This window comes from Rhizobium viscosum (assembly GCF_014873945.1).
Classification (GTDB): Bacteria; Pseudomonadota; Alphaproteobacteria; order Rhizobiales; family Rhizobiaceae; genus Rhizobium; species Rhizobium viscosum.
Genome location: NZ_JADBEC010000001.1, coordinates 265,124 through 284,473 on the forward strand (window position 1 = coordinate 265,124; position 19,350 = coordinate 284,473).

At 55.0% G+C, this 19,350-nt stretch carries 21 protein-coding genes; 12 read left to right on the top strand and 9 right to left on the bottom strand.

The window, feature by feature from the left end; translation table 11 throughout:
* Positions 1 to 283 precede the first annotated feature (283 nt).
* Entirely contained in the window at positions 284 to 637 is a 354-nt protein-coding gene (locus tag H4W29_RS01355; RefSeq protein ID WP_192727356.1) for a hypothetical protein, read from the bottom strand.
* A 549-nt stretch (positions 638 to 1,186) separates the two neighbouring features.
* Here H4W29_RS01355 and H4W29_RS01360 point away from each other — a divergent pair.
* From H4W29_RS01360 to H4W29_RS01375, 4 genes are all read left to right on the top strand, one after another.
* The gene (locus tag H4W29_RS01360; RefSeq protein WP_192727357.1) at positions 1,187 to 1,897 is read left to right on the top strand and encodes a hypothetical protein; all 711 of its coding nucleotides are present in this window, start codon (positions 1,187 to 1,189) and stop codon (positions 1,895 to 1,897) included.
* A gap of 922 nt (positions 1,898 to 2,819) precedes the next feature.
* Positions 2,820 to 3,692, top strand: a complete 873-nt coding sequence (locus H4W29_RS01365) for a phage integrase N-terminal domain-containing protein (RefSeq protein WP_192730647.1) — start codon at positions 2,820 to 2,822, stop codon at positions 3,690 to 3,692.
* Positions 3,692 to 3,994 carry a hypothetical protein gene (locus tag H4W29_RS01370; RefSeq protein ID WP_192727358.1) on the top strand — a complete coding sequence of 101 codons (303 nt, stop codon included), beginning with the start codon at positions 3,692 to 3,694 and terminating at the stop codon, positions 3,992 to 3,994. The genes H4W29_RS01365 and H4W29_RS01370 overlap by 1 nt, the downstream gene beginning before the upstream one ends.
* Positions 3,995 to 4,144: 150 nt before the next feature.
* Positions 4,145 to 4,618: a hypothetical protein gene (locus H4W29_RS01375; RefSeq protein WP_192727359.1), complete on the top strand. Its 474-nt coding sequence runs from the start codon at positions 4,145 to 4,147 to the stop codon at positions 4,616 to 4,618.
* Between the two features lie 455 nt (positions 4,619 to 5,073).
* On the opposite strand, the gene H4W29_RS01380 is transcribed toward H4W29_RS01375, so the two are convergent.
* The gene (locus tag H4W29_RS01380) at positions 5,074 to 5,700 is read right to left on the bottom strand and encodes an AbiU2 domain-containing protein (protein ID WP_192727360.1); all 627 of its coding nucleotides are present in this window, start codon (positions 5,698 to 5,700) and stop codon (positions 5,074 to 5,076) included.
* A 100-nt stretch (positions 5,701 to 5,800) separates the two neighbouring features.
* Between H4W29_RS01380 and H4W29_RS01385 the strand changes: the two genes are divergently transcribed.
* The gene (locus tag H4W29_RS01385; RefSeq protein WP_192727361.1) at positions 5,801 to 6,010 is read left to right on the top strand and encodes a hypothetical protein; all 210 of its coding nucleotides are present in this window, start codon (positions 5,801 to 5,803) and stop codon (positions 6,008 to 6,010) included.
* Positions 6,011 to 6,013: 3 nt separating this feature from the next.
* Positions 6,014 to 6,592, top strand: a complete 579-nt coding sequence (locus H4W29_RS01390; protein WP_192727362.1) for a Fic/DOC family protein — start codon at positions 6,014 to 6,016, stop codon at positions 6,590 to 6,592.
* 2 nt (positions 6,593 to 6,594) lie between these two features.
* On the opposite strand, the gene H4W29_RS01395 is transcribed toward H4W29_RS01390, so the two are convergent.
* Positions 6,595 to 7,065, bottom strand: a complete 471-nt coding sequence (locus H4W29_RS01395) for a hypothetical protein (protein ID WP_192727363.1) — start codon at positions 7,063 to 7,065, stop codon at positions 6,595 to 6,597.
* A 10-nt stretch (positions 7,066 to 7,075) separates the two neighbouring features.
* Positions 7,076 to 8,038 (bottom strand): TIR domain-containing protein, encoded by a 963-nt coding sequence (locus H4W29_RS01400; RefSeq protein WP_192727364.1) that lies wholly within the window; start codon positions 8,036 to 8,038, stop codon positions 7,076 to 7,078.
* Positions 8,039 to 8,194: 156 nt separating this feature from the next.
* Here H4W29_RS01400 and H4W29_RS01405 point away from each other — a divergent pair, with 156 nt between their 5' ends.
* On the top strand, positions 8,195 to 9,940 hold the full coding sequence (locus tag H4W29_RS01405) for a type IV secretory system conjugative DNA transfer family protein (protein ID WP_246517090.1): 1,746 nt from the start codon (positions 8,195 to 8,197) through the stop codon (positions 9,938 to 9,940).
* Positions 9,933 to 10,865, top strand: coding sequence for a M48 family metalloprotease (locus H4W29_RS01410; protein WP_192727365.1), 933 nt, complete (start codon positions 9,933 to 9,935; stop codon positions 10,863 to 10,865). The genes H4W29_RS01405 and H4W29_RS01410 overlap by 8 nt, the downstream gene beginning before the upstream one ends.
* Before the next feature lie 402 nt (positions 10,866 to 11,267).
* On the opposite strand, the gene H4W29_RS01415 is transcribed toward H4W29_RS01410, so the two are convergent.
* Entirely contained in the window at positions 11,268 to 11,996 is a 729-nt protein-coding gene (locus tag H4W29_RS01415; RefSeq protein WP_192727366.1) for a hypothetical protein, read from the bottom strand.
* 24 nt (positions 11,997 to 12,020) lie between these two features.
* Between H4W29_RS01415 and H4W29_RS01420 the strand changes: the two genes are divergently transcribed.
* The 3 genes from H4W29_RS01420 to H4W29_RS01430 are packed head-to-tail and all read left to right on the top strand — an operon-like array spanning position 12,021 to position 14,783.
* Positions 12,021 to 12,647: a hypothetical protein gene (locus H4W29_RS01420; RefSeq protein WP_192727367.1), complete on the top strand. Its 627-nt coding sequence runs from the start codon at positions 12,021 to 12,023 to the stop codon at positions 12,645 to 12,647.
* Positions 12,644 to 14,026 carry a cation:proton antiporter family protein gene (locus H4W29_RS01425; RefSeq protein ID WP_192727368.1) on the top strand — a complete coding sequence of 461 codons (1,383 nt, stop codon included), beginning with the start codon at positions 12,644 to 12,646 and terminating at the stop codon, positions 14,024 to 14,026. Before H4W29_RS01420 ends, H4W29_RS01425 begins: the two co-directional genes overlap by 4 nt.
* Positions 13,953 to 14,783 carry a hypothetical protein gene (locus H4W29_RS01430; protein ID WP_192727369.1) on the top strand — a complete coding sequence of 277 codons (831 nt, stop codon included), beginning with the start codon at positions 13,953 to 13,955 and terminating at the stop codon, positions 14,781 to 14,783. The genes H4W29_RS01425 and H4W29_RS01430 overlap by 74 nt, the downstream gene beginning before the upstream one ends.
* 107 nt (positions 14,784 to 14,890) lie before the next feature.
* Here the strand turns inward: H4W29_RS01430 and H4W29_RS01435 are convergent, their stop codons facing one another.
* From H4W29_RS01435 to mobQ, 3 genes are read right to left on the bottom strand one after another with little or no spacing between them, the layout of a single operon-like run.
* A complete protein-coding gene (locus tag H4W29_RS01435; RefSeq protein WP_192727370.1) occupies positions 14,891 to 15,352 on the bottom strand; it encodes a hypothetical protein in 462 nt (153 codons plus the stop codon).
* A 29-nt stretch (positions 15,353 to 15,381) separates the two neighbouring features.
* Positions 15,382 to 15,723 (bottom strand): hypothetical protein, encoded by a 342-nt coding sequence (locus H4W29_RS01440; protein ID WP_192727371.1) that lies wholly within the window; start codon positions 15,721 to 15,723, stop codon positions 15,382 to 15,384.
* Between the two features lie 2 nt (positions 15,724 to 15,725).
* Positions 15,726 to 16,811, bottom strand: coding sequence for a MobQ family relaxase (gene mobQ / locus H4W29_RS01445; protein WP_192727372.1), 1,086 nt, complete (start codon positions 16,809 to 16,811; stop codon positions 15,726 to 15,728).
* 886 nt (positions 16,812 to 17,697) lie between these two features.
* Between mobQ and H4W29_RS01455 the strand changes: the two genes are divergently transcribed.
* A complete protein-coding gene (locus H4W29_RS01455) occupies positions 17,698 to 18,066 on the top strand; it encodes a hypothetical protein (RefSeq protein WP_192727373.1) in 369 nt (122 codons plus the stop codon).
* A 270-nt stretch (positions 18,067 to 18,336) separates the two neighbouring features.
* Here H4W29_RS01455 and H4W29_RS01460 read toward each other — a convergent pair whose 3' ends face one another.
* Positions 18,337 to 19,203, bottom strand: a complete 867-nt coding sequence (locus tag H4W29_RS01460; protein ID WP_192727374.1) for a hypothetical protein — start codon at positions 19,201 to 19,203, stop codon at positions 18,337 to 18,339.
* Positions 19,204 to 19,350 lie beyond the last annotated feature (147 nt).

Below are 19,350 nucleotides of genomic sequence, written 5' to 3' on the forward strand. Positions count from 1 at the left end.
AAGTCACTAGAATAAAATCTTTTGATGAACGTCTTGAATTCACCAACTTTTTAAGAAACGATCCTACTTGCTTAGCCGGGCGTAACTCGCCCTTCGATCAATTACTCAGAGAATGGGTGACTACGACGTTGCAGGCAAATTTCCGCCGCGATAGTCAGAGAGATCAATCCCGGACTCCATCTCCGCAACCAGATGGGGGTTGCCTATATAGGTCAACGTTGTTGACCTATATAGTACATAGAGTTAACATGGCCTCTAGATTTGATCAGAGGCCTCGCTTCTTTTATACCGTTTTCTCATCAAGGCTTTGGAGCCGCAAATTAGCGGTATCTAGGACCGACTGCGCTCCCTTTTTGATCAACTTCCAGGCGGCGCGACGGCTGCGACGCCATGCAAGATCCCATGCTCCGCGGCCAGTCGCATCGAGCCATCCGAGAGCTGCCTCAAGTGCAGCGAAGATGATCCGACCGACCTTAGCGAAATATCTTGCGCTCTTCCACACCACGGGAACGGCAGCGAGAAGAGAGATTACCAGAACGATCCACGAATGCTGCGCAACCCTCTCACCGATCAGATCGGCAAGATGGAGCAGTTCTTCGACGGTGAAACTGGTTACGGAACCGGTCGCTTGTGACATATCTAATCCTTTCCTTGTCACGTGTTGATCGGAAGTCGGGAAAGAAGGTTGCCGCCTTCTTTCCCACGCACTGCGATGGCCCTACACCGTATGGTGTAGGGCTTTTTTCGTGCTGACTGGCAGCACGAAATCGAAGCTGAAAAAAAATGCGCCTAGCGGCGCATGATTCCTGGTGCATCGATCTTTTACAGATGGAGGCAGCTCTATTCTTGCGATGTCTAAATACATCCCTTCAGCCATAGCCCCCTCGATGACGGCCGCCTCGGTCATATATTCCGAGTATAGCTATTCTTGGTTAACGTAGCCCTAGAGTGACTTAATCACCGCAACAGGTCAAGGCTGATTTTCCGTCGGCGTCGCTCTCTACATTATAGCAATTCTAATGTAAGCGACTAAAGTTCGGCAACCGATTTCGAGAAATTTCCTCCTTTATCGGGCTCCTGCCGCAAATCTCGCATTTTATCCGCGTTCCACTCAGTAGCCTATTTCCAATTTGCCTGAGAGAGTTATAGTCAGCGGAATATAGGATTCCGCCAAAGAGGCAAGACAATGATTTCACTTGAAAAAGACGAACAAAATCAAGAAAAAATCTTAAAAGCGATAAGAGATCTGAATAAGATCAAGTATTACATCGAGAATGGGCAATCGAAAGACATAAGGGAAGCGATTGAGGGCCTCTTTTCCGAGAGGACGCTCCGGAATTGGATCAACGACCCCTCAAAGGCCGTATTGTCCTCAAATATTCAGAAAAAAGACGTGCTTGCGATTGCAGTTAGAAGGCTCGAGACACGGTTTAAGATTGACCACGTACAAATGTATGACTTTGCAGTCAGAGAATTAGGAACAGACTCCGATCCAGCTCTCGCCATCAAAAAATACGAAGGCACCTACCATATATTTTCAAGTATTCCGGAAACTAGCTTAAAAATACTAAATCTCAGAGTCCACATCGATGCGAAGAATATACCTATATTCTTCTTGAAGGCGAGTTTGATGAGAAACGTGAAAATGTGCGATGGCCTTGTTTTCGACACTGGATCGCACATTATTATGTCCGGCCTCTCCACATACATAAATGCATTTTTAACCATAAAAAAGGTGCCAGATCCGTGGAAAGACGCGATTCATGGCGTAATAACAATAGAAAACAGACTCAATCGGGAATGCTATTCTTCAGAGATCCACATGGTCCATGTCGCAAACGATAAGATACTGCGGCGGACTCAAAAAGAGATTCTGTCTCCTGCAATCAAAATTTAAAATTGCAGAAATGAACATTCTGCTACGTTGGGGCGTTGCGGGCCCTCCCGCAGAAGGGGTGGCGTAAAACCGTCCGCCGGGTTGGCAGCCAGGGGAAAGCCTTCCCCTCCCCAGTTCCTCCTAAATTCCATAAACACAGCAGACTGCCGTCCGCGCTCCCGCAGACGCGGCGCGCAGCCGCTTCCTGCCCGCGAACCAGATGGGCGACCATCGGCAGGTGGCCCAATCAGATCCGCCGAACACCGGCCTTCGGCAAGTCTGTGCTCGGGAGACCGCTACCGGCGGCGGCACACGACTTGCGGACGGCCGGAGGCGGATCAAGGTGCCACCTCCTGCCAGGCGCCTACCGCCGGTCCCACGGAGCAACCGGCGCAAAGCACAAGCGGGACAAGTCGGACATACCATGTCCGACCGCGCGGCCGGCCGGCGGGCCGTCACTCGCCAATCCTTTGGGGAGTGACGGACCCGCCGAACGCCAACGCTGAAGCCATTTCGCACAAACGATCCCACATGACCGACAAAGGACGCGCGTTCCCACCGGAACGAAGCGGCATCATTTTTTAGGCAAGCTGCTGGAAATTACGAAGCGGCTGCGTTCACTATTCCGGCAGATCAAGCAACAGCCTGATCCATCTTCCTCCCCGTTTTCCCAACCAATAGGAGCGCATCATGCATGCTAACACGATCCGTGCGCCGCCGCGGCGGCGCATCCCCCGACGTCGGTTCCCCGAACCGCCGCCGGACGCCCAACAGGGCACACTTAATCGGCCAGCCGCCCGGCTGGCTCAAGAAGGCTCTTACCGTACGAAAGGAGACTAACCCCATTCCCGGCTTTCGCCGCGGATGTCTTTCCGCGGGGTGACCTGATCTAAGGACAGGCATCAGCCATCAACACTCACCGCCCTAAACGGAAATGAGAATGATGGACAACCTAAACATGGACCTGGTGCGGCTGTGCCGCCGCAACCGGGACGGTTCTTTCGGCACGCAAACCAACCGCTCGCGCGGCTTGGCCGCAATGGCGGACGAACTGCTCGAACTCGGCTACAAGCTGCCGACGGCAGCTTCGCTCAAACCCAAGCACGTCGACGCACTCGTCGAGAAATGGCTCAACGACGACAAGAGCGATGCCAGCATCCGTAACCGGCTGAGCTGGCTGCGCTGGTGGGCCGAGAAGATCGGCAAGCCGAACGTGGTCAGCCGCGACAACGCCACCTATGGCGTCGCCGAACGCGGTGAAACCCACCGCAATCGCGCCCAAACCCTCGACACGACCCAACTCCAGGCGATCGAAAGCCCGCATATCCAGGCCTCCGTCCTGCTGCAGGTCGCGTTCGGCTTGCGTCGCGAGGAAGCGATCAAGTTTCGGCCACATATCGCCATGCGCGCCGACCATATCGCGCTGCAGCCGAGCTGGACTAAAGGCGGCCGCGCCCGGACGATCCCGATCACCACATTGGACCAGCGCCAGACGCTCCACCACATCGCCGCCCTCGTCAAAGGTCAGGGATCGCTGATCCCCGTGGATCTGACCTATGTCGAGCAGCTCAAGCGTTATGAATACCAGACCCACAAGGCCGGCCTGCGCAATACGCACGGGTTCCGCCACGCCTATGCTCAGCAACGGTATAAGGTACTTGCCGGACTCCCCTGCCCGCTCGCTGGCGGCAAGACCTGGAAGGAGATGACGCCGAAGGAGCGCGAGGCCGATCGCGCCGCGCGGCGGCAGATTTCCGCTGAACTCGGTCATGGCCGTCTCAAGGTCACCGATACCTATCTCGGGAGTGCCTTCTGATGAAACGCGCTGAAGGCAATTTCCTCATGGCCGCCAATGTCCGCAAAAAATACGCGGACAGGCTCTTCAAGCCTGCCACTGTAGCGGCCGCCATCGATGAACAGGCATTCCAGGGTCACCGCCACTACCGGATCGTCCAGGAGCAACCGTTCGACCTGTCCGATACCGATGCCGCCAAAAGCCTCGAAGAATGGCTCGACCGGGAGCAGTTCCACTATATCTGGCGCCCGACCCTCATCGAGCAGGACCCGCTTCGCCCCGCCATTGGCAGCGAATATCCAGAACTGGTGATCACATGGTGACGCCCGTGTTCATTCTGGCACTTTGGCACTGCTGATCGTGGCGCAATCTCTGCTTGCTGCCGTCACAGTAGTCGCAAGGGTCCTCTGGACGATGCTCGGCCTGACGCTGATCTATTTCACGTTCGCGCTGCTGTTTGGCCGCTGACAAACATGACACGCGAGCCAATTGCCTTCTCAGAGCAAGGTTGCCAAGTATGTGCAATCGCTTCACATTCGATTATGGAGTTCCAGTTTGAAGCCATATTTCCATTAGTTCTGCCGGGCAACATTGTGTTGCAAACAACGCGTCTCGCGGGGCCGAAAGCTCTCTCCGCCCAAACCTTCAAATCCGATCTAGCTAAGGTCGCTTTTTTAGAGAGCGGGAAATGGGCTGAATATGCCCATCTCTTTTCCCGTCAAGTCGGTCTGGTTGAGATACCGCCGATGATTTCGCTGCCTGTCGATGGGCAGTGGATCGCTTATCCGTACGCACTACATAGGTCCTATGCGGACGGAACTTGCGCAGTTTGGATTGAGACGACATCCCGACGGCCGTTTGCTCGGCATGTGCGGCTGTACTGCCATGAGCAAGCAGCGATTGCCGACAACCAGATTATCGCCGAAATACTTGGCAGACAACGCTAGTCGTCGTCCTCGCCATCATCAATGTAGCCCTCGTCGCAATCTTCGGGACAACAAACCTGTCCAGCAGGCTGATCGCCGTGACCACAGTTGAGGCAAGGGACAACTTCGCCGTCATCATTGTAGTCACCGGATCCACCGCAATCAGGACAGTCGATGGAACCGGTACCATCGCAACGCAGGCACTTTCCCATAGCGCTTATCCGGACGGAGTTGAGATAGCTTAGTATGCGGATTTCATCCTAGATTGCAATTGCAGGAATTGCTTACGCCTGCGATCACGTCCAACTTACCGGCCTTGAAGCGAACGGCAACAGGCATCCACCCTGTCACCGGTCGGAGACACGTATTGACATTCGGACGGAAGGTCCTTTAAGGCGCGGTGCGGCGGCAGCTTCCATGCGCTGCGCGAAGGCCGTCCGACACCCCGATATTTCGGCGGATCTTGGGAGATCAGTTTATTGGTCCGCTGTCGCTCTTTGAAAGGCGGACCAGAACGTCTCCGCACTGCGTCGATAGGCTTTCATCTGATCTTCCATATCGATCATGATCTGCTGGGTGCCGTAGCCTAAGTGTTCCCAGATCGACGCGGTCAGCGTCGCAAACTCGAAGAGGTCGGTGTAGGTAGGACCACCCTCCGTTTCATAGATAGCAAAATGCGCAAGTTGCTTGTTGCGCATATGTTTCAGACGCGCCAAGCGTTGATCGATGAGTGCCCGGTCGAATATCCAGATCGCTTTTTCAAGGCGCTGACGGTGAACCGGCCATGGTACGTCACCCAGCCGGCCATCTTCCTTAAGGAAAGTAATCGCCGCGCGAAGATGTCGGTCGTCGGGATGACGAACTTCCGCAAACGCGCGCACCACGAAAACATGGAGCCGAAACAGCGTGCTGTTGACAAGCAATCTCAAGGTCAGAGCCAAGCCGTCCTTGTTAACCCCCGCAATCACCTCCGGTGCGTTGGCCCTTTCCAGCAAATCGACCGAGGCAAGGCATTCAAGGCCGTCGGCGTAGCCCTGAACGGCTATTGAATTCAATGTATTCCAGTCTTTAACGGCATGAACCAGTTTGATTTTATTGGACATGTCCGCGTTCCCCACAACTCGTAAACTCGGTCCAGCCTACAATGTCCATTCCGATACAAAAAGGTGGGCAACGCCTTCGGTGTGATGGTATGCTTGCGTCATGAGAAAAGATCCGAAACCTGGCCGTTCCTCCGACACCGGCAAATTCGTTACCCGTCCGATTGGCGGCAGCAAGGCTGCCAAATTCGCCGAGGTCGAGGGACTGAAGATGAACGGCGCCTCGAAGGCGCTGTCGGACAAACTCACCTTCAGCGGCTTGAAGGGTGACGCCTACCGGCGCGAGATCATGAAGGCCTTCAAAAAGGGCTGACGCGTGGTCCGTTACAATGCCGTCGAAGATCCGCTCTGCTATCCGGGCACCCATGTTCTGCGCAACAAGGCCGATATTGAAGACCAGGACCAACTGGACGAGTTCGAACAGTTGATGTTCGACTCACGGGCGCAGGAGACCCTGCCCGAAGGAAACCTCGATTTCGCGCACTATCTGGCGCTGCACCGACATTTCTTTCAAGATGTCTACGAATGGGCTGGTGAAGTCCGTACCATCCGCACCGGCAAGGGTGAGAATTGGTTCTGCTATCCCGAATACATTGTGCCGGAAGCGGAGAAGTTATTCACGCAGTTGGCCGAACGCAAACACCTGGCCGATCTCGAAACAAAGGATGCCTTCGCACAAGGCGCGGCATGGTTTCTGGCGGAGATCAACGCGATCCATCCATTCCGCGAAGGCAATGGCCGTACCCAACTGGTATTTCTAACAATGCTGGCTCGCAATGCCGGTTACGAACTGGACGAAACACAATTGCAACCCGGCCCATTCCTGGATGCCATGATCGTCAGTTTCAGCGGCGACCTCGAACCTCTGGCGGTCGAAATCCGCAGGATGATATAATCTCAGCCTGCCGGTTTCGGATCGGGCGTGCGCCACAGAACGCGTTTGGAATGTCCTTCTCCGATCACCACCTGCCAGGTCTTAAATCCGGCACTGAACTCGCCGGCCGGCATGAGATCGTTATGCAGAGTGATCGCCTTCGACCGAAACGAACTTTCGGTGCGCGCCTCGATGGCTAGGCGCGTGTCCATTCTCAGAACCGAACCTAAAGGGGTGTCGATTGCAGCCGGGTTGAAGGCGCTTGTTTCGTCCACTTCGATACTGACGTCAGGGACAATGAGCCCCATCCAACTTTTGTTATCCGCACTTTCAAAACTCAGAAAAGGATTTTGGCCTGACAGGAATACGGCCATCGTCACATTATTCAGGTGCCCGAACAGGACGGTTTCCTCATGTTGAGTTCGCGGCAGGATCAAGCTCAGAGGCTTGGCATCGGCAAAAGTACCAACCGTGAATTCGCGGGGTGACAGCACGTCAGTTCCTTCAATATCTGGTAGTCTGCAATGGTCGAATAAACGCTTCCCAAAGTAACTCGGCAGCGCCCTCCTGCGAGAGTTTTTGATCCCGCTCCCCGCCAAAGGACATCATGCCCATATTCGTCAGGTAAAGCGCCAACTCGTCGGCTTCGACGTTCAGCGACTCGTTCATGCTATTGCTGCTGGTCGAATGGCCCTGGGTGTAGTTGATACCCCCTCCCCAGATGTCTCCGCCCATGTACACGGTACCCCGTGCAGCATCCTTGCCGTTCTGGTAGATCGTGGCGAAGAAACGGTTGGCATCGACGCGCCGGAAGACCCCTTCAAACCCGGGATTACGATCGCCCAGCTCGCTGAGAGAGTTTTCGAAAAAGCGGGCAATATATTCAAACGTTTCGTCGCGGAACTGATCTTTATCTTTCTGTGTAAAAGATTTGGCCAGCCGGAGGTTGCTGGAGCGAGGCGCGACCGGAGTGGTTGCCGAAAAACGCTCGGCCACCGCCGAGCGCCGCACAGGCGTCGCAACCTCGCCTCCGAACCTCCCGGCTGCCTCACGAACCGCCTTTGCCACCTGAAGGAAGGCCTCGTCGATGTCCGGCCACTGCGTGATCGGTTTACCGTCGAGTGGAACCGCCTTCAGCTTGCCGAAAGGCGCCTCATGCCAATCGGAAGCTCTGAGGATGACAGGAATGACGATTGCTTCCCCGCGCTCGTGACGCTCCATCGCCCGTTGCATTTCAATGTCATAGCAATAGTCGGACGCGATGAAGTCGGGGCTGACGAGCAACAGGATGATGTTGTCCGTGTTAATGTGGTCGTCGATGGCCTGATCAATGTCCTGCCCCGCGCCGATGCGCCGGTCATGCCATGTTTCGATCACCCCTTGGCGCTTCAGCATGGACAATTGCTTTTCTAGCTGATCCCTCAGCTTTTCATCAGCGTGCGAATAGGAAAAGAAAACGCTCGGCATAGTTCCTCCTTTGATTGCAGTATGGGTTGGCTCGGCCTTGTGTGACAAGAAGGATCGCCGGTTTTCCCACTCTTTACTTCGGATCCAAACCATCAATTTCCAGCGCATTCTTACCTGACTTTATTTGGCACAAAGCAATTCGCACCCCGCTTCCGATTGTTTTTCAATTTTAGCTTGTTATTCTCGCTCCGGTTGGGGTGGGGCGATATTGTGACCTATAAGTTTGATCCTTTAGGTGATCTTCAGCGTAACCTTTCGCTGGCGCTGAAATCGGCAAAATGGGGACTGAAAGCCGGGCGGAGCCTCAAAGCCCGTTCCGCGCGGCGTGATATCGAAAAGCTTTATGGTCCTGAAGTGGCCGATGCTGTCGAAGCCGCCATCCGTTCCGGCCGAGACCCTGGCCCGATCATCGAACGCGCCAAGCGTGACCTGGCGGCTCGACAGGAACGCGAACGCGTGCTCGCCGACCCACCTCCCCTCTATGGCTCGGCTAGGTGGCCCAATTCGACGGATCTACGGCCTTATCTCCGCGACAAATCAGCCTTCGACAACCCACGCTCCATCCTTCTCGGCACTTTCAGCGATGAGGGCCAATCCACACCGGCGGGATACGTCCATTGGGATGGCGACGGCCATCTTCTGACCATCGCTCCCACCCGGTCGGGCAAAGGCAAGACCACAATCATTCCAAACCTTTTGCGCTATCAGGGCAGCTGCGTTGTTCTTGACCCCAAAGGCGAGCTGTTCGAAGCCACCTCCAAGTCGCGCAGCAAGCTCGGCCCGGTCTACCGGATCGCCCCGCTGGACCGCGGGTCAGGCAAACCGGTGCACCGCTTTGATCCTCTGAGCCGCGTCCGGCGAGAATCCGACGCCCGCGCAATTGCGCAGCAGATGTTTCCGCACGATCCCAAGGCCTCGTCATTCTTCGCTGACGAAGCCGTCGGCTTCGTGACCGCGGTCATCATGTATGTTCGCCACAAGGCGCCGCAAGGCCGCCGAACTTTGGCAACTGCTTGCGAGATGGCGTCGCTGAAGGGCCGCCATCTTCTCAAGGCGGCCAGGAAGATGGAGACCTTTCCGCCCTCAGCCGACGCCGCACGCGCGATCCTCGAAAAGGACCCGATGCGTGATCTGAAGGTCCTTGAGGCCACGCTGACAAGCAAGCTCTACGAATGGAAAGATACGGAAATCCTCCGAAGCATTGATGGCAACGACGTCAGCTTCGAAAGCCTTAAGGACCGTCCCGCGACGGTCTATATCGAGATCCCGTTCGACATGATGAAGACGTTCGCGGGCTGGCTCCGCGTCGTTCTCAAAACCGCTCTCGACGCCATGCTCGCCAACCCGCGCGTCCCCGAAATTCCGGTGCTGTTCGTACTCGACGAGTTCTTGAATATAGGCCGTTTCCCAGAATATCGCGACGCGATCCGCACCCATGCGGGCGCAGGCGTGCGGCTGTGGTTCTTCCTGCAGGATATCTATTCGATCGAGGAGCACTATCCGGGCAACAGCTGGCGGCCGTTCCTGAACTGCGCTGTCAAGCAGTTCTTTGGGATCAATGACGAGGAGACGGCCAAGATGATCGGCGGCTATCTCGGCCATAAGACCCATGCCATCCGCACTACGAGCACCGGCGCCAACGTGTCGTCGCATCAGCAGGACTGGGACGGATCCACCAACACCAGCTTCTCGTCGACCGAGAACATTCAATTCCTCGGCCGTCCACTGCTCACCAGCGACGAAGTCCGGGAGCTGCTCGGCGGCTGGCAAGGCGACGGCTGGCGCTATGGAATTACCGACATTGCAGGCACACGCCCGTTCAAGACGCAACTTGTCGTCCACGAGAAGAGCGAAACCTGCCGCCAACGCATTGGGATGATGAGAGGGCACAATCATGGCTGAAGCGACAATTGAATACGAAAAGCTCCAGAACAGCAGTCTGACAACCTGGCTTGGCTTGGTCTTCGGCAGCTGGGTCGGGCTGGCCTGGGCCAGCTTTATCTCCCTGCCGGTCGGCTTAGGCGTCGGGATTGTCACCGGAAGTATGTTGGGCGGCGTCCTGGCCGTCCCGCTCTGGGGAACGCTTTGGGGATTTACCGGCCTGTGGCGGCAACGCGAGAATGCGATCCGCAAACATGGCATCACTCTGCTGAAGGAGGAAGATCCCTTGGCCCAGCGCGTCTATGCACTGGCTGCCAGACTCGGCCTCAACACCCGGCCATGGGTCGGCACCATGCCCCACAACAACGCCTACGCCATCGGCGGCAGTCCCAATAATGCCCTGGTCGTCATCGGCCAACCCCTCATCGATACCTTGAGCGAACCCGAGGTGGACGCCATCATCGGGCACGAGTTAGGTCATATTGCCAATAACGACATGCGCCGCATGGGCCTCGCCCGCTCTTTCCAAAACTCCCTGGTCTGGTATCTGGGGTTCTCCAAAACTCTCCAGCGCTGGGGCCGCTGGCTCCTCACCTGGTTTTCGGAATTGCTGGTCCTGCGGCTCTCGCGCAGCCGCGAATACTGGGCCGATGCCATCGGCGCCGCGCTCACCAGCAAGGAACATATGATTACCGCTCTGGAAAAGCTGCACAACGAGCCGGAACTGAGCGAATTCGAGCGTGAGCATGCCCGACTGATGTTCCATGGCTTCGCCGAAGGTTCTTGGCTATGCACGCATCCAACCCTCGGTGAGCGACGGGCGGCTCTCGAAGCCGAGACCTATCTCGGGCTTCTTCCTGTCTTGAAGACCGCAAAAACAATTTCCGCGTCCTCAACCGTACCGCCGTCGGCCGAGAATATAGCCTATGCAAAGCAAAGCGACTGATGCGCAGTCATTGTGACTATGGCCGCTGCGCTACGGTTAGGTGGCCAAGGGGTGTTTTCCGGATTCACTCCTAAGCATGAAATCAGTGCCTATATTTCGACCGTACCTTCGCCAATGCCCTCGATAAGATCCTAACATCAAAGGGATCAGCAGCAACATCCCGTTCGAAACGTTTCAAATAGTTATGAAACCCGATCTTCATGACATCCAGCCCATCCTGATTCAAATCCTCCAGATACAACTCAATATCCATCCCTCCCGGGCGCCTCACCACCTCAGAGGCATCAAGCAAGAGATTATGTTCAACTAAGAAACTTCTTAGCGCTTCGCCGATTTTTATCGCTGCATCGCTAGTGAGATCTCCAGATCTCACTGGTACTATTGCTTTGTATAAAGTAATACTCATCGCGCACCATATGATATTTTCTTATCTTTTATGTCAACTCTCGCCGTTTCTGAGCTGATATCTTTAATTGAAATCAGCTTTCCCGTTTTTCTGTCTTTTATATACTCACCGCCGGAGTCTCGGATAGCTATCTCTTTTAACCTCTGAGCGGTTTTTGACGCCGTCGGCGACGTTGTCTCAACGATCCGCGTGACCTTGCCATCTTCTATGACGACGTGATCAACCCGTCGGCCCTGGTTAGTAATAGGATCAAGCACTTTCTTGCCATTCTTATCCACTATAAGTGTTTGATTTTGTACGATCGCATTTGGATTTCCAGCTTTCAAATCGGCTTCGACCATCCGCTCCCGGATGCGGCCGTCTAGCGCATTCTTCACGATCTGCTGAGCAGCCTTGGTTGTGTCGCGTATTGCTTCGCCAACGCCGAAGGCCGTGCGATTCGACGTTTTGGCAATCGAACTCAGTGCCTTGCGACCGAAAGAACTCGCGCCGATATGCTCCTTCGGCCTTTCGCCGGCTTTGGGCTCGATCTTCCCTCTAAATTTAAGGCGAACGAAATCTAGCTGGATGTCATGATTTGCTGGCGTTTTATGAAGCTGGCCAGGATCGAAGAGACGACCGCCTGAAGGTGCCGTGGGATAAGCGCCGACAGCTTGACTACCCAGCAGTGACACAATTAATAATAGAAATACAAAAAGCGGGAATACTCCGCGACTTTTCCTCATGCGGATTTCCTTACAAATAGACCGATGCCAGTAGTATCGACCATCACCAAATATTTAAGCCGCCCGCTCCAAATTTTCATTTCCGCAGCTACAGATATCATTCTTGTCTTTCAAAGCAGCATATTCATAGGAATATTCGTTGCATTTTTATATCTTCTCGCAACACTTTTTGGCATCTGGATCGGGGATACCTTAAATGATCTTCTGGAAATTCCGCTAACATTGATATCTTTGGCACTGCCAACTCCTACCGATATGGTGTTCGATATCGTTTCTTATCTATTCTTGATGTGGCTCGGCCTAACTTTGATGTTCTTCCTTGTCAGGACTCTGTTGCGAGCGCTTGTCTGGTGCGCTTACAGCCTCAAGCTCTCCGGCACCGTTTCAGCTCTCGTGGTCATCGGAACATTGTGCACCGCAGGTTTTCTCTTTCTACTAATGTGGCCGGACGAATATGGAGGGGATTGGCTTACCATCACCACCGGATACGCATTGATGCTTGCCCTTATTGCTTTGAGCTTCGCTCTTTGGACTTGGAACCGATACCGAGTGAACAAGCGACTGAAAGCCAGGCTGTTCGACCACGAAGTGGGCGGGAGCCTATATCACCTTTCGTCTTTCCGCGATTTTTCTGACTTGAGGACCATATGAAAGCAAAAGTGAGTGCGGATTCCGTCCGCACAAAGTTGCGAGTCATCGCTCGGGCACAAAAGGATGCCGCCGACGAACTGCCGGAAACTACTGCGACTACGATCGGCACTACGGAATCGAGCATCATTGAACATTGCCAGGATCTTCTTGCGAATGCTGAAAATGATGCAAGAAACGAAATCAAGACAATCGGCGCGCGCTTCTCCGCTACCTCTGTTGACCATGGGCGCCTGACAAACGCACGGGTTGACTTGACGAATGCAGTCGAGGCTGCCTTCAGCACTCGCCGCTTCGAAATATCAGAAGCAGCAACACGTATTCAGAGAGCCCGCAGGGAGTATCTTCACTTTAGACGAAAACATAATCGGGAGTATGAAGCGGAATACCCGCAGGCCATGCTGCTTTTTATTGGGATCATCGCTTTCATGGTCGTTTTGGAATCGGCCGCAAATGCGATGTTTTTCGCCCAAGCAAGCGACACGGGCTACCTTGGCGGGATCTCAACCGCGGCGTTGATATCGCTGGTGAACGTGGCATTGGGCTTGCTGGTTGGCGTAATTGGATTCCGTTATATTGCTCACAATAACCACGCACATAAAGTCTGGGCTATTCCCCTGACCCTCGCCATCTTTTGTGGCGACTTCTGGTTCAACATGGTTGTCGCCTACTATCGAGACTCCCTTTCCAGAGACCCGACTGCCGAATTAACTGAGGTTATTTCTTTCAATATAATTGAGCTATTCAACGGTCGGACGTTCCATTCATTGATGCTCCTAATTATCGGCGCGACAATATTTCTGGTTTCTTCCTATGAAGGCACAAAACTGTTGGGGTCCTATCCGGGTTACAGCCGTCGCCATCGTAAATTAACTGAAGCCGAAGTCGCAATGAGCAATCTTAAAGATGACCTCAGAGACGATCTTCAGGACGCTCTTGACAGCCACAGCGAGCCGCTAAAATCGCTGATCGTTGAAGCGCAATCGGTTCGCGCAAGGCAACTGCAGGCTAAATCTGAGCTGACCGGCGTAATATCACATGTGGGAAGCCTCCAAAATTCTATACAGGAAGTTTGCCGTCAACTCGTCAACGACTATCGAGCCGAAAACCGGTCTATCCGACAGACACCAGCGCCTCGCTATTTCTCAGAAACGCCCACGCTGCGGCATGCAGATCTTAACGCTGACGTTGCTGCCTTGCTTCGGCATGCGGATGAAGTAGCAAAATCTTGCGAGGAAGTGGGGGTCAAAGCGGAAGACAACCTTCGCTATTTTCAAGATTTGATCGTAAAACGGCTGGAGAATATTGATGATTTTGCTAGGGCGGCAGAAATCGAAGGACAAGCGAAGGCAGATGCGGAATCGGCCGCGCTCCAAGGTTAGCCGAGCGAACCTGGCAGGCGCTTTTTTGCTGATAGTCGCCTTCGCCATCGCTGCCGCCGTCGTCTACGCAAATATAATGTTGCAACCTGCGCCGCGCGGCGAGGCGGACCTCTGCCCCCTGTCGGGCGCAAAAGGTTTGGAAATCCTCGTCGTCGATAAGTCAGATCAGTGGAACAATGCGCAGGTAAACCGGCTGGCGCGGGTCATCAACACTTTGAAGGACGAGATCCCCCAGGATTACAAGCTCAGTATTTTCACCTTTCAAGATAAAGTTGAATACGGATTTCCCCCTATTTTTTCCGTTTGCAGTCCGGGACGCGGGCAGGAGACTAGCTTTTGGTATGGTAACCCTGAGAAAGTTCAACGCAAATTCGCACAGATGTTTGGAACCCCATTATCAACCGTCTTGAGCGAGTTGCAAAAGCCAGCAGAGGGCACAGAGTCGCCCATTTTAGAAGTGCTGGCAGATATAACAGGACGGGAAGAGTTTTATTCGGTGCAGGGGATCCACCAAATAATTCTTATTTCGGATATGCTACAGAACACGGAGCTTCTGAATTTGTTCTCTCAATCCGGAGATAATGTGGATTCGGCAAAGGTCAGCCAGGAGGCTGGCGCGCGGTCATTCGATGAGTTTTCTCTAAGGGTCTACCAAATTAAAGGAAAGTATTCACAGAAGCAGCTCGATAACGCCAAAGCATTTTGGTCGAAATGGGCCACTTTCCATAAGGTAAAACTCGACTGGCTCTATTTGTAATACGTTTTACTTTTGGAGCATAGAGTTTCGCTCGAATCTCGGGCACACAGAATGGCCTTTCGGTGCATGTCCTGGCGGGAATAAATCGACGGGCAGCAGCGCATTTCCTAGCGGCTTCTCTGCCAGTCCGAATACTCTTCCGGCTCCACATCGTCCCGATGCATCTCGGTCAACATACGTTCTTCGCCCTCATCACGCCGGTCATGGTCTTCCTGTCGATGTTCTTGGTCTGGTTCCTCGATATGAGGGCGCAACCAATCAAGATAGTCGACCGGAGCCAAGGGTAGCCGCTCGATCAGTGTGGAAGCCACTCCCTCCTCACGTTCCAGTTCGCCTTGTTCACGAGCACGATTGGCAAAGTCTTCCAATCGTGCCTCGACCTTACCAAGATCGTACATATACCCCAGTTGCGCATTGAAGCGGTCCCGGAGAAACGCAATGGTTCGTCTCGGATCGTCGCCGGCGCCGAGCCCCTGAACGCACCGTTCCATCTCATCGTCGATATCCTGAATCTGCGTCTCCAGAGCTTGGGCGCGCTCCTGGAGCTGTTTCAGCTCGTTCTCGGTCATACTGCGATGCTCCGGCCGTCGCCGGTTCCCTAGTGGATGTGGTGATAGGCAGGCAAGTGTTCGGGTTGATCCTGGATATCGGCAATCAGATAAGCCCGGAGTTTTTCTCCGGAATCGACCAGTTTCTGCGCCTGGGCGTGAAAGTATCGTGCTTCCTCGCGCAGATGGTCATCAACTGTAGCGTCTGCCTCGGCCAGCGCCTGGCATTTGCTCCAGAATGCGAGTTTCTTGCGTCGCCGGATCAGATCGGTTTCCAGCCACTCTAATTCGCGCCGCAAGCCAGCGCGACGCTCGTCGCTCAGCGGCTGAATTCCAAAGACGGACCCGGTATGAACTTTTCCCATGGAGACATGATGGGACGGAAGGCTCATTCTTACAAGCCCCGCGTGCGATCGATTTCCTGTTCGCGCGGCCGTTCCGCCGGTTCCGGCGCCTCGCGACCCGGCTCCTCGAGGTCAAGCCAATCGAGATGGTTTTCCCAGCGCTCCAAAACCTCTTGGTCCGCGGCGTCCTGTTGCGTCACAGGCTCATCGAGCCAGTCCAGCCTGTTCTCAGAAGCGAGACGGTAATCTGCAGCTTCGTCCTCGCTTAGCTCACGGCCATTCTGCTGGTCGACAGCTGCCCGCGCCTCAGCCATGTCTCCCGTGAGCTCCGGTTCGGCAGGGCGCGCAGGCGCGCTCTCCATGTCATGAATCATCCGCTCTTCCGCCGCCGCCAGCTCGCGGGGGTGGATCGGATTCCCATCTGGGTCCGGAACAGGTAAATCGTCTTCTGGTTCTCGCGGCATGATTGGTGGTCTCCGTTGCTGTATACCGGCGCGTCGCGCCCGTCGTTCCTCTGGGTTCGGACCTCTATGCTCACCCGGCGTCTGTTCCATCTGGCGCTTCGCATAACTGCGGCTGTCGATCGTCACCGTCACACCGGCCTTGCCTAAGGCGGTATTGGCAACTCTGGCCCAAAGGGTCCTCGCCTCGATGACAAAGGGGCGACCATCCGCGCTGCGGATCTTGGGCCCGAAGCCATCTTCGGTGACCACCCGGGTGGTCAGCAGGAGATGGACGTGCGGGTTATGTTGGGTGCCGTCATCGTGTATGGCCAGGTCGGCAATGAACCCTTTGGCCGTGTAGGCGTCGGCCATGGCACGGGCCACGGCAAGCCAGGCGCTGCGCGGCAGTTCGCGCGGCAACGCGAATTCCAGCTCTTTGGCCAGGCGAGCATCCTTACGTTTTTCGGCGGCTTCGACGGCATTCCACAGCGCCGCGCGATCAGCCATCCAAGCCGGAGCTCCTGGAGGAAGGCGGATTTCCTTGGCAACGACATCGCGCCGTCCGCCGAACACTGACATTCGCTCCTCAGCTTCGTTGGGCAGCGTCTCCCCTGCCCTATAGGCGGCAGCGGCGAGGATCGAGCGACCGTCACTGCGGCTGATGTTCTTGATATGCAGGTGGTAGATAGCCACCAGCCTCTCCTCGGCACGGACGGGGTCCAGGGGTATCCCCTGGCGCACTTGCCGGTTTTCTCCAGACGCCGTGCGGCTGGTCAAAAAACCGTGCAACGCATCGCCACTTTTTGCTCAATGCGTACACATTGGGCGATGCGTAGGTGCGCTGTACGCATCATACAAGGAGGCGTTGATTTTCTTCAAGATCAGTAACAACGGCAAATGATGTCAACCGGCTGGATTTAGCAACGGAATTGCTTCTCAACCACGTGAATATCGGTTGAGAATACCGGCTCTCTTTGTTAGCAGAGAACACCACGCGGACGTGGTGGAATCGGTAGACACAAGGGACTTAAGACAAAATTGAGTGCACCGGCGGAAACGCCGGCTGTAGAACCGCTCAAAGTCGGGGAAACCTGTCACATGGCAATCCCGAGCCAAGCCTCGCAAGAGGAAGGTGTAGAGACTAGACGGGCGGCACCTAAGGCGAAAGCTAGGGTGAAGGTATAGTCCAGACCACAAACGCCGGGAGGCGGCGGCGAAAGCCGTAGATGGTACGAAAATCCCTCGGCCTTCGGCTATGCGGGTTCGACCCCCGCCGTCCGCACCAGCTACCCTGCCCAATGCCTTTTCTACCAATGCTACAGATTTTTCTGATTCAAGTTCGGCCCTTTGCGGCCAATGATGTTTACTTAGAATATCGATGATAATGTCCTTTATCGCAGATAGGAGATTACATGATTAAGGTAGCTGACGGTCACCGCTTACCTGAAAAACGGAGGCACGCTGGAAATGGCCGCTAATATCGCGAACCACTCCTCGACGAGGACGACCCAGCTCTACGATCACCGTAGCGATGACGTCAGCCTGGACGAGATCGAACGAATTCTGATTTGAGGACAATATGGACGACCAGCAACTACTGGATATCGCCCGCCAGGCCTTTCTGGACGCGAAGGAGGAAATTCGGCGTTTGCGTAACAAAATCGCTCACGACACCTGCCCACTCGCAATTGGTGATCGGATTACGATCGTTGACGGGGCGAACGAGTACGACGGCATTGTTACATCCATATCCAGCGCAGCCGACAAGCGAGAACTGCTGGATCCCGTGGTTGGCCTGGCGTCGGGTTGGTCAGTGCAGGGTCCAAAGGTCAAGAAAGATGGCGAGAGGAGTAAGCATGGCTTTGGCCTGTCCAGCCTTGAAGCTGTGCTCACCAATGGAAAATGGGTCGTCACGCGGCAGTCGCTAAACGATATATTTGGGATCTGACGAGAACTGCAGAATCTGCACCGCTTCATTTGTGAATTCGGGCTGGGGGAGGATCGCTGCGACTAGTGAGCGCTCCTCTCCCCGACCTTTACCCCGTAAGGAGCAAAACCCTTAGGGGCGTTGCCCCTCGCGCCGGCAAGGGGGCGGTTCCCGAGGCGCTGCGCTTGTGCGCCCGCCGCCTGATACCCTTGCCCTTGCTACCCCAAACCTCGCCCGTCAGGCAGGGTTGCAGGGGATTCTGCTCCTGCTTTTTGACGGAAGGAACGACGCTTACGCGGGAGCTGGCGCCTTGTTGAGATAGGCTCCACAGTTGTCCTTGAAGGGACAGGTCGGGAAGTCCGGTTGTTCGAACCAGACCCATGATCCACACTGGCCGCTGTTAAAGGACAACGGACGTTCCTGCGGGTTGATGTAGCGCTGCAGCAGACGTCCATCGACCATGCCGCAGATCTGAAACACCGGCTTATCGCTCAGCGTCCCGTTCAAATGATGGAAGATGGTGCCCAGGAAGCGATTGACGCTCTCCGTCAGTTCTGTCAGCGCGCCAAAGACGTCATTGATGATCAGTGGTTTGTCGGCTTCTGTCAGGCCATGATGCATGTAGTTGACGAGATCTGCCTCAGCGTCCCACGATACATGGCCGGTCGAAAGATGGGTCAGCTCGTCGCGAAGGTTCACCAGCCGCTTGAACCAGGTTGCCTCACGAATGTGCTGCTTGAAGTGATCAGGGAAAGACCCTGTGAGCTTGTCGGGATCCTGGAACAGCCCCCGCGTCGAATCTTTAAACCCGCGCGTACCAGGGCTATAGATAGCCCGTAGCACCTTCACGGTGCAGTCGATCGACGAGTAAAGTTCGAGGAAAGAAGCCTCGATTACCGTTGCCAGCTCAGCGCCATTCTCAGCCGGCGAATGACCGTTTTCCTCCAACTGCTGATGGTCAATCGCCAGCCCGGGCTTGAGCTTCACAGCCAGGCTTTGCAGACGCAGTGCCTTCTCGAAATGCGCCCCGACGCCAACGACGGCACGGTGGTCGCGTTTCTCCAGCTTATAGGTCTCGCCGTAGTATTTCCCGAAACGCGTGACCTCCCCCCAATACTCGGGGGCAAACATGAGAAGAAGGGGTGCGACTTTGGGCATGGATCATCCTGATAAGGGCCTCATCATATCCCAGAATTATATTTTTTGCTCCATCTCTAGGGCGCGCCCTCGCATCTCAACCGCGACAAGTTCGCGAAGGACGGCGTCATCGTGCGCTCCAGCAATTACACCCTTTACGGCGATATG

Coding starts and splice junctions, on each gene's coding strand:
- H4W29_RS01425 (WP_192727368.1), top strand. CDS start 12,644: ATGAAAGCAAAAGTGAGTGCGGATTCCGTCCGCACAAAGTTGCGAGTC.
- H4W29_RS01355 (WP_192727356.1), bottom strand. CDS start 637: ATGTCACAAGCGACCGGTTCCGTAACCAGTTTCACCGTCGAAGAACTG.
- H4W29_RS01400 (WP_192727364.1), bottom strand. CDS start 8,038: ATGCCGAGCGTTTTCTTTTCCTATTCGCACGCTGATGAAAAGCTGAGG.
- H4W29_RS01385 (WP_192727361.1), top strand. CDS start 5,801: ATGAGAAAAGATCCGAAACCTGGCCGTTCCTCCGACACCGGCAAATTC.
- H4W29_RS01435 (WP_192727370.1), bottom strand. CDS start 15,352: ATGACCGAGAACGAGCTGAAACAGCTCCAGGAGCGCGCCCAAGCTCTG.
- H4W29_RS01370 (WP_192727358.1), top strand. CDS start 3,692: ATGAAACGCGCTGAAGGCAATTTCCTCATGGCCGCCAATGTCCGCAAA.
- H4W29_RS01410 (WP_192727365.1), top strand. CDS start 9,933: ATGGCTGAAGCGACAATTGAATACGAAAAGCTCCAGAACAGCAGTCTG.
- H4W29_RS01430 (WP_192727369.1), top strand. CDS start 13,953: ATGATTTTGCTAGGGCGGCAGAAATCGAAGGACAAGCGAAGGCAGATG.
- H4W29_RS01455 (WP_192727373.1), top strand. CDS start 17,698: ATGGACGACCAGCAACTACTGGATATCGCCCGCCAGGCCTTTCTGGAC.
- H4W29_RS01365 (WP_192730647.1), top strand. CDS start 2,820: ATGGACAACCTAAACATGGACCTGGTGCGGCTGTGCCGCCGCAACCGG.
- H4W29_RS01415 (WP_192727366.1), bottom strand. CDS start 11,996: ATGAGGAAAAGTCGCGGAGTATTCCCGCTTTTTGTATTTCTATTATTA.
- H4W29_RS01380 (WP_192727360.1), bottom strand. CDS start 5,700: ATGTCCAATAAAATCAAACTGGTTCATGCCGTTAAAGACTGGAATACA.
- H4W29_RS01375 (WP_192727359.1), top strand. CDS start 4,145: ATGACACGCGAGCCAATTGCCTTCTCAGAGCAAGGTTGCCAAGTATGT.
- H4W29_RS01420 (WP_192727367.1), top strand. CDS start 12,021: ATGCCAGTAGTATCGACCATCACCAAATATTTAAGCCGCCCGCTCCAA.
- H4W29_RS01360 (WP_192727357.1), top strand. CDS start 1,187: ATGATTTCACTTGAAAAAGACGAACAAAATCAAGAAAAAATCTTAAAA.
- H4W29_RS01440 (WP_192727371.1), bottom strand. CDS start 15,723: ATGAGCCTTCCGTCCCATCATGTCTCCATGGGAAAAGTTCATACCGGG.
- H4W29_RS01460 (WP_192727374.1), bottom strand. CDS start 19,203: ATGCCCAAAGTCGCACCCCTTCTTCTCATGTTTGCCCCCGAGTATTGG.